Genomic DNA, 8,489 nt, shown 5'->3' with positions numbered 1-8,489 from the left:
GGAAAAAGCCCACTACCGCATCTTCTCCGTAAGCCTTGGCAATTTCTAGAGTTGCCCAAGCCACTGCTGGTGCTGTATCCCGTCCTTCCGGTTCCGCTAATAGATGCTTTTGGGGTAACGATGGTAGTTGTTGAGTGACCCCCTCAGCTAACATAGCAGAAGTAATCACCCACAACTGTTCTGGCCCGACCGTCAGCTTACTCAATCGGTCAGCCGTTGCCTGCAAAAGACTCTTGCCACTACCATCCAAACATAAAAACTGCTTGGGTCGGTGCTTACGGCTCAACGGCCAAAACCGTTCACCTTTGCCACCAGCAAGAATCACAGGGATGAGAGAGTTATCCATGATGTAGGCTTAACTGTAGTTTTCTGCTACATACTAACCTCACTTTCCCTGATTCAGCTGGTATAGGCTGTAGATTATGAAAAATGGTTAAAGTACTTGTTTAGCCATTACATTAGTCGTTACATTAGTCCTTAAATTAGTCATTTGTCCACCAATTCCTTCATCCCTATTCAGGTATTCGTGTTGTGCATTGATCACAAAGGACTAATCACTCATTGATGTTCCTCAAAGCGCTTTCACCAGGAGCTTTAGCCGTGGGTAGCCAAAGCGCTTTTTTCAATTAAGCCACTTTGAAGGTAGGCACAATGGTTTATTGGCTTTGACTTATAGACTTATTGACTAATAGGCCAACAACAATATCTTAAACTGTAGCCACAGGCTACAGTTTAATTGGATAGCCAACTATAGGCTTGGAACAAGAATCCTTTAACAGTCATCACAATTCATAGGTAAATTTGGATACAGGTGTGATTAATAATGCCTCAGCTTCAACACCCCAACCATCACCCCAAGAGGGTGATACAGGAGTCTCTTACTCTCAGCTTGACCTGACTACAGACCTAGACGCTTCTGTCTCTGGATTAAGATTAACCCTTGCCCCCTATTTGCGTTGGGTATTTTGGAGTAGCGCTTTTGTTCTGACAGCAGTTATTTCTGCGGCTTTGGGAGCGACCTTAGCCCTAGTTACCCCATTGTCGCCCCTGATTAAATCCCATTCTCAACCCGAAAAGGCTAAAATCCCCCAGAATCAACCAGCTGCTTCTGACCACAAATCTTCTCGTAGAAATTTTCCCTACAACCTGTCACGACCAGTCAATATCCTGGTGATGGGTATAGACCGAGTCCCAGATGCGTTGCCAGGTTCCCCAGAGGTTTTTGGTGGTCGCAGTGATACCCTGTTGCTGTTGCGCTTAGACCCCAAAGACCACTCCGTGAATATGCTTTCAATTCCACGGGATACCAGAATAGAAATTCCTGGTGTTGGGATAATTAAAATTAACGATGCCAATGTCAAAGGTGGATCTACTTTAACCGCAGAAGTGGTTAGCCGTACCTTAAATGATGTACCCATTGATAGGTATGTGCGCATTACCACTGATGCATTTCGGGAACTTGTGGACTTGGTCGGTGGCCTGGAAGTCTTTGTGCCTGAGAAGATGGAATATGTAGATCTCACTCAGAAACTGGAAATTGATTTAGAACCAGGGTGGCAAACCTTGAATGGAGACCAAGCGGAACAATTTGCTCGATACCGAAAAGACAATGGTGATATTGCTCGGATACAGCGGCAGCAGATCTTACTCAAGGCACTGCGCCAGCGTTTAGTTACTCCCAGTGTAGTGCCTCGTTTACCAAAAATCCTGCGAGTGATGCAGCAGTATATTGATACCAATCTCAGCTTAGAGGAAATCTTGGCACTGGTTGGTTTTGGTCTAGAGGTTGGTAAAGATAATATCAGAATGGTACTCTTGCCCGGTCGATTCAGCAACGCTGATGAATACATTGCCAGTTACTGGCTGATGAATTCACGAGGGCGAGACCGAGTGATGAGTGACTATTTCGAACAAGAGCCCAAATACAAGAGTTCATTAAGGCGCCGCCGTTCACCCCATCGGGTCAGAATTGCGGTTCAAAATGCTACCGATGACCCAGAACTTGGTCGCCGTGTTGCCCGGTATTTAGCCAGAAATGACTTCTACAATGTCTATTATGTCTCAGATTGGCCTGACCGCTTGTCCCAGACTGAGATTATTGTTCAGCAAGGGGACATAAAAACAGCAGATATTGTCAAAAAAGTCCTGGGACTAGGTAGAGTAGAAGCATCCTCTACTGGTCATCTCAAATCTGAGCTGACGATTCGAGTCGGTGAAGATTGGTTAGAGAGGGAGTTTTAGGCTTTAAGTTTTAAGGAGTCAGGTTGACAAGTGATTAGGGTTATTTGGCGACGCTTATTGGGACTAATGTTAGTTCTGGTTATGGCTTGGCTATGGGTGCTTTTATCGGCTACTCCTGCCTATGCTCAGGAGAATACAGTGAATTATTCTCTTACAGATTTGAGTAATCGTGACTTTTCCCATCTGAATTTAGTTCGTGGCGTATTTGCAGGCGCTGAAATGCGAGGCACAAACTTCCAAGGTGCTGACCTGAGTGGATCTATCTTCACCAAGGCCAATTTATTGAAAGCGAATCTCGAAGGTGCAAATCTGACCAATTCTTTGGCAGATCGGGTATTTTTAGACCAAGCTATTTTGAGCAATGCTATTTTGACCGATGCAATTATGAATAGCACCAGGTTTTACGATGCCGAGATAACTGGTGCTGATTTTACTGATGCCTTGATTGACCGCTATCAGGCTAAACTGATGTGTGAGCGTGCTACGGGGGTAAATCCTGTAACTGGTATCTCCACACGGTATAGTTTAGGCTGTCCCTAGGCTTAAGGAGTTGAGTTGGGCTAAGGGGTTCCAGAGCAGGATGTCTTGTAATAATTGCTGATAACCAGCCACATTGGGATGGAGACCATCTGGAGATAGGTGTTGGAAGCACCAATCATAACCACGGGACGTCCATAAATCAAAAACGTCTAGATAGGGAATTTGACGCCTCAGACACGCAAGGCGAGTTGCTTCTTTGTAGCAGTACTGGTCAGCATGATTGTAGTAAAAACAATCGAGAAAGGGCATTTTCCTTTCATCCACTGGTACCATACCCACAAATAGCACTGGACAGAGTTGCTGGGCTAGCTCGAGCAGATGGGCTAGTTCTTCCTGGAAACTCTCAAAATTAGTAAAATTTTTGCCATCGGGACGCGCCTTACGGGCTGAATCGTTAACGCCCACCGATAAAATAATGGCATCTGGTACACGGTTTCTGAGTTCACCACGACTGCGAAATTCATGCTCTAGTCGCTTGTGGACTTGGGTAACCCCATCACCCCGAACTCCTAAATTGTAGAGTACATGACCAGGACTATCGGGTAACATCCACTGACGTCGCAGTCGCTCTACCCAGCCGCCACCTTCTGGGTCTCCAAATCCATAGATCAGACTATCTCCGAGGACAACGAACTTCAGGGGAGTTATTTGGCGCTGATGGAATGACTCAAAGCTAGGAGCGGCAAGTGTTTGCATAGACAAGATTTATTTGGTCAGATAATTGTTAACAACTCGACACACTCAAGATAGCTTAGCAATGGTATGATCTTTTGTATATGTAAAAGGTAAATGTACCACAGGAGTAAATCAAGGTACTCTCACCCCTAAGGTCGCCCATGGATGCGATCGCATCCAAGCGATACTATTTAGAGATACCATGTAAAGACTCCATTTACACAGAAATTACCCATTGCCCCCTAGAGGTCTCTTGCCTTGGGAAACTTTACTCAGTAGTAACTCCCTGAGCAAGGAGGGTTAAGGGGTGAAAACCAACTAAACTCCGTAAGTCCTATTACAGATGGCATTTATACATAATCCGATTTACAGATGACCCCATTTACACATAAGTAGGCTGGGATAGTTTGGTAGAACTTCCCAGCCTTGGTTAGATATATAGTTTCGGTATAGTTAGTAGATTCGGTATAGATAGTACAAATTGACTGTTCTTTCTTATTATTGTCATAGATACCAAGCAATGTAAGTAGAAATCCCCCAACTTCACAAATTCTTTCACTTTTTGATGGTATATTATTAACCTCAAGAAAACTTTTGTGACTTGTATCAAGGGTAACCCCTAGTTGAGAAGTCAAGTATGCTAGGCTAGAGGGGGCGATACTGATTTTAAGCAGAAATAGCAATACCTGATAAATCTTATGCTGCACAAAAGCTATAACTTTGATTCTATCGACATTCTGCAACGGACGGAGCAGCTAGTAAGTGCAGCTTCTAATCGTTATCGGATCACTGTACAACTGGCCAACCGTGCCAAGCGCCGTCGCTTCGAAGATTTTGAAAGTCTAGATGAGCCATCCATGAAGCCAGTGCTGCGAGCAATTGTTGAGATGTCTGATGAACTGACGCAGCCAGAGATTATTGCGGACTAAGTTATTGTGCTGAGTGAGTCAGTGGGTTAGAGCGTCAGGGGCAAGACCTAGTTTCATCCCAAGGTTGTCTAAGAATGTTCCATAGCCGTCTCCAAGCAATGTACAAGACTAAAGGAATTAAACTAGCGCTAGGTTTAGCTCTTACCACTATGACCAGTGGTTTACTATTGCTGTGGGAATCCCACGACCAAGGGCCTGGTGTCTTCCAGTTCCTAGGAGCACAGCCTGCTGTTGCCCAGTTTTTTATTCCCCCAGAAATTAGCAAGGTAGTATATCAGCGTTTACCAGATTTACCACAAGAGAACCAATACATAAGTAAAGAAAGCGGTAAAGTAGCTGCCAATAATACCCTGGTTAACCGCTTAATTCGGTATCACGTCTATGGGAAAAAACGGTTGCCCAATTTCCGTTTTGATTGGAAATTGACCATGGCTGACTATCTAGGTGCATACGATTACCTAGAAGCATCCCAGTATCCCAGTGGGGATACCTTAACCGAAAATCCCATGGAAGGGGATATTGCAGCGATAGAACAATTAACTCGTGCCGAACGGGATGCACTAGTAAGCGTTTTGGTCAACATATTCAATCCCAATCGCAGTGAAACTGTGGCACCAGAGTCCAGCACACAACCATCACCTGCAACAACCTCCAATCCTACATCACCTGCAACAACCTCCAATCCTAGAAGAGGAGTATCTTTACCTAAACCAGGAGATGCTCAGTTACTCAAACCTAATTGACGTCTGGTTAATTGGGCAGAATCAGGTTTATGGAACGTCTGGTTAAACATGGAGAAGGCTGGCGTATTGGTTGGGATCCTGAGGCTCCTAACTATAAAGGTCTAGTGGGTGGTGAGGACTGGGCATTTGAACTAACCGAGTCAGAGTTGAATGACTTTTGTCGGTTGTTGGTGCAATTAGCTCAGACTATGAGTGAGATGGCAAGTGAGTTGATGGATGAAGAGAAAATCACTTGTGAAGCAGAAAGCGATTGGCTGTGGATGGAGGTAGAGGGCTATCCTTCTGCTTATACCCTACGCTTGATTTTGAATCAGGGACGCTGTTGTGAGGGGAGCTGGGTGGCAACAGCGGTTCCAGGGTTGCTAGCAGCAGCTAAGTCTCTGAAAGTTTTTTAGTGTAGTTGTTCAGATCTCGAATAGTGTGGTATAGTAAATAAGGTTTTCCGGGGCGTAGCGCAGCTTGGTAGCGCACCACTTTGGGGTAGTGGGGGTCGTGGGTTCAAATCCCGCCGCTCCGATTCATTTCAGAAATCGAGTATAATCGTCAGACACAATTTGTCACTGTTGTCTGATTAATTTGGTATGATCTCGACAAAATATAGGGCTACGGGCAAAGCAAAAAGCAAAAGGCAAAACTCCACAATGACAGCTTAGGTGCGCTTTCCCCATTAAGAATTGCTTTCCCTATTAAGAATTAAATTCGCCACAGGTCGCACTTTCTGAGCTTGTATTAATGTCCTAAGCTTAATGGGTAGTGCAATATCACTAGTTTTACAAAATTATCAAACAATGAACTACGACGCAATTACTATTGATACTTGTATTTTTCGTCGATATGATTGTCAGTTTGAATCCTCAAGGGGTGACAACAAGGCTACAAAGCACTCTGGATAAGGGACTTAGCGTTAAGTCCCCGCTTGAAATAGAGAGATTTGTGAGGTTTGAGACTCATCAGAGATTTGGCTAAATCCGACCAAATTTTGAGAGATTGAATCCAATCGGGACCGTGCAATCCCATCCAAAAAAAACTATGTCGCTCCGTTGAACGTTCTGATTCGGTGGGACGACAAATATACTCACTCACTCCCAGATTTTTTAAAGCAACTCCAAGTAAAGTTGCCAAAGTATAAGCGATGGAAATGAGCAAAATAATGGCTTTTAAGCGACGCTCACTAACCTTTGTATTTTCGAGATTATAACCTCCAGTTTTTAAATCTCGAAACATAGTTTCAATACCCCATCGAGCCTGATAGCAGGATAAAGTCCGTGGAAGACTATCAAGACTTGTGAGAATATACCAAGGTTCTTTACTTGCTCGACTCCGATATTGACGTTTCCAATAAGCCCCTAGATTAAAGTTTCCCAACTGATGGGCTTTTGTGCAAGAAATATTTGAGTAAAATCGAGAAAATCCCGGTTGAATTCCTAAATCTTTGAGGGGTCGATAAACAGCATCATCATCTTGAATACAAGTGCCCTTTTTCTGACGTAAAGCAAAGTCTACATTCCTCTCCTCCAGCCACTTAGCCAGTTGGACACTATGAAATTCTCGGTCTCCTAATAGGAGTACAGGATAAGAACGCAATAGCCTTAAGACCGGAGTTATAACTTTTTTTTGCTCTGGCAAACTGCTGTTCCCTCGTTTTGGTAAAAGTTGCCAATATACAGGAATTGCATGATGACCCCAAGCTAAGCTTAACACCATTAAATTCCGGTCTTGCCATTGAGTTCTATCGAGGATTAATAGCAGATATCCTTGATGCATGAGCTTCAGCTTTTTCCTTCGTCTTATCTGTTTTCGATTAGAGATATGAGGACGAAACTCTTGTTTTAAAATTTGCTTGATAATAGGAAACCATAAGAGCTTAGCACTTAACTGAGGTAAATTCAAAAACCTCTGAATATTCCGAACACGACTTTCATATTTTATCGGTTGTGGGAACAGGTTGGCTAAGCAAGATAAACGGACATTACGATGACTTTGCAATAGCAAAATTAGCAATTGTAGAGTCAGATATTGGCAAGGAGTCAGATGAGTCTCGAAGACAGTCTGGTAGAATTGAGGAAACATATATGATTGTGGGGGGGTCACGAACGCCCCCTGATTTTTGTAAGTCTTGGGCTGGCTTAAACCCCTATTCTCTCTAGTTTACAGCTTTCTTGTCACCCCTTGAGGTTTGAATCAGGGATGCTTGTTAAGTTAAATCAGTTTAAATATACGCCAATAATAATTTTAATTTCAAAAATTGTGGTACGTGAAATATCTGAACATCTAAAAAACAATATAAAGAAAACCAAAGAAAACCTTGAGAACGATCTGAAAGATTGTTCAAAAGATTTAATGATATCCGAAGAAATAATTTTTCAGGTAAAAGAAACTCTACTACCCAAAAGTAACGATGAAGATTTAATAAATAAAAAAATTGAAAATTTTTTAGACAAAACTGGAAGTCAGATAATTTATGTCAATGACTATAATCCGTTAGATAAAGTTTTAACTAATTATTTTGAAAAAAAACCTCCATTTTCACAAAAAAAGAAAGCAGAATTTCCAGATGCGTTAGCTCTAGTTTCATTGGAAAAATGGGCAGAAAAGCACAATCAAAAAATTTTAGCTATCTCTACTGATCAAGATTGGCTAGATTATGCAAGTAATTCAGAGTATATAGACTGTAATGATAATTTAGGTATTTTTTTTAATGAGTATCAGAAGTATCACCATCAACAGAATCAAATTGCTATTGAATTTTGTAAACAATTGACACAAGTTTTTTTAGGGGGAGATATTGAAAACACCCTTAAGGAATTGATAAAAGAAAATATAAGAGATGAAATTTTAAATTTAGATCTATTCCCAACAGCTAATTCTTCCCATCGTTATGAAGTAGAGTCAACTGAGGGGGCGACGAAATAAGCTAAAATGCAGATTCTATAAGCAACCTAGCCCTTATACCTCGTTGATAATACTTTCGTTTATTAGGATTGAGTCTCATTAATTCGGTTACTAATTCTAGACAACAATCCTTAAACTTTACCCAGGTTTGACCATATAAACCAATGTAAAAACTGCTATGTCTCCNTTATGGTCAAGCCCTCGGTCAGTTAGTACGTCTCGGCTTCATCTATTACTAAACTTCCACCTAACGCCTATCAACAGCTGTTCTCGCTGTGACCTTACCTCCTTAACAGAGTGAGAGTACTCATCTTGAGGTGGGCTTCCCACTTAGATGCTTTCAGCGGTTATCCTCTCCGCACTTGGCTACCCAGCGTTTACCGTTGGCACGATAACTGGTACACCAGCGGTGCGTCCCTCCCGGTCCTCTCGTACTAAGGAGGGCTCCTCTCAATACTCTTACGCCTGC

9 protein-coding genes, 1 tRNA gene, 1 rRNA gene and 1 pseudogene (1 of these 12 cut by a window edge) are annotated in these 8,489 nt (G+C 42.6%); 7 read left to right on the top strand and 5 right to left on the bottom strand.

The window, feature by feature from the left end; all coding sequences use genetic code 11:
• A partial coding sequence (locus tag F6K46_RS09260; protein WP_293116962.1) for a sugar phosphate nucleotidyltransferase occupies positions 1-346 on the bottom strand: 346 nt, incomplete at its 3' end.
• Positions 347-801: 455 nt separating this feature from the next.
• Here F6K46_RS09260 and F6K46_RS09255 point away from each other — a divergent pair.
• Both F6K46_RS09255 and F6K46_RS09250 read left to right on the top strand, forming a co-directional pair.
• The gene (locus tag F6K46_RS09255; RefSeq protein ID WP_293060766.1) at positions 802-2,241 is read left to right on the top strand and encodes an LCP family protein; all 1,440 of its coding nucleotides are present in this window, start codon (positions 802-804) and stop codon (positions 2,239-2,241) included.
• Positions 2,242-2,271: 30 nt separating this feature from the next.
• The gene (locus tag F6K46_RS09250; RefSeq protein ID WP_293060764.1) at positions 2,272-2,781 is read left to right on the top strand and encodes a pentapeptide repeat-containing protein; all 510 of its coding nucleotides are present in this window, start codon (positions 2,272-2,274) and stop codon (positions 2,779-2,781) included.
• On the opposite strand, the gene F6K46_RS09245 is transcribed toward F6K46_RS09250, so the two are convergent.
• The gene (locus F6K46_RS09245) at positions 2,767-3,477 is read right to left on the bottom strand and encodes a GDSL-type esterase/lipase family protein (RefSeq protein WP_293060762.1); all 711 of its coding nucleotides are present in this window, start codon (positions 3,475-3,477) and stop codon (positions 2,767-2,769) included. The genes F6K46_RS09250 and F6K46_RS09245 overlap by 15 nt on opposite strands.
• Before the next feature lie 677 nt (positions 3,478-4,154).
• Between F6K46_RS09245 and F6K46_RS09240 the strand changes: the two genes are divergently transcribed.
• The 4 genes from F6K46_RS09240 to F6K46_RS09225 all read left to right on the top strand — a co-directional run bounded on the left by F6K46_RS09240 (position 4,155) and on the right by F6K46_RS09225 (position 5,645).
• On the top strand, positions 4,155-4,385 hold the full coding sequence (locus F6K46_RS09240; RefSeq protein WP_070393102.1) for a DNA-directed RNA polymerase subunit omega: 231 nt from the start codon (positions 4,155-4,157) through the stop codon (positions 4,383-4,385).
• Between the two features lie 74 nt (positions 4,386-4,459).
• A complete protein-coding gene (locus F6K46_RS09235; protein WP_293060759.1) occupies positions 4,460-5,128 on the top strand; it encodes a hypothetical protein in 669 nt (222 codons plus the stop codon).
• 29 nt (positions 5,129-5,157) lie between these two features.
• On the top strand, positions 5,158-5,523 hold the full coding sequence (locus F6K46_RS09230; RefSeq protein WP_075899769.1) for a DUF1818 family protein: 366 nt from the start codon (positions 5,158-5,160) through the stop codon (positions 5,521-5,523).
• 48 nt (positions 5,524-5,571) lie between these two features.
• Positions 5,572-5,645, top strand: a tRNA-Pro gene (locus F6K46_RS09225).
• Between the two features lie 356 nt (positions 5,646-6,001).
• Here F6K46_RS09225 and F6K46_RS09220 read toward each other — a convergent pair.
• Positions 6,002-7,198, bottom strand: coding sequence for an IS4 family transposase (locus F6K46_RS09220; protein WP_075902327.1), 1,197 nt, complete (start codon positions 7,196-7,198; stop codon positions 6,002-6,004).
• 117 nt (positions 7,199-7,315) lie between these two features.
• Between F6K46_RS09220 and F6K46_RS09215 the strand changes: the two genes are divergently transcribed.
• Complete coding sequence (locus tag F6K46_RS09215; protein ID WP_293060756.1) at positions 7,316-8,041, top strand: PIN domain-containing protein; 726 nt, start codon at positions 7,316-7,318, stop codon at positions 8,039-8,041.
• A gap of 1 nt (position 8,042) precedes the next feature.
• Here F6K46_RS09215 and F6K46_RS09210 read toward each other — a convergent pair.
• Positions 8,043-8,204: pseudogene (locus tag F6K46_RS09210) on the bottom strand (IS4 family transposase); the annotation flags it as partial.
• Positions 8,205-8,221: 17 nt separating this feature from the next.
• Positions 8,222-8,489: ribosomal RNA gene (locus tag F6K46_RS09205) — 23S ribosomal RNA — on the bottom strand (it continues 2,460 nt past the right edge of the window).

Source organism: Moorena sp. SIO3E8, assembly GCF_010692445.1.
Taxonomy (GTDB): Bacteria; Cyanobacteriota; Cyanobacteriia; order Cyanobacteriales; family Coleofasciculaceae; genus Moorena; species Moorena bouillonii.
Note: the sequence above shows the minus strand (reverse complement) of the source record. Positions and strands in the feature narration are given on the sequence as shown.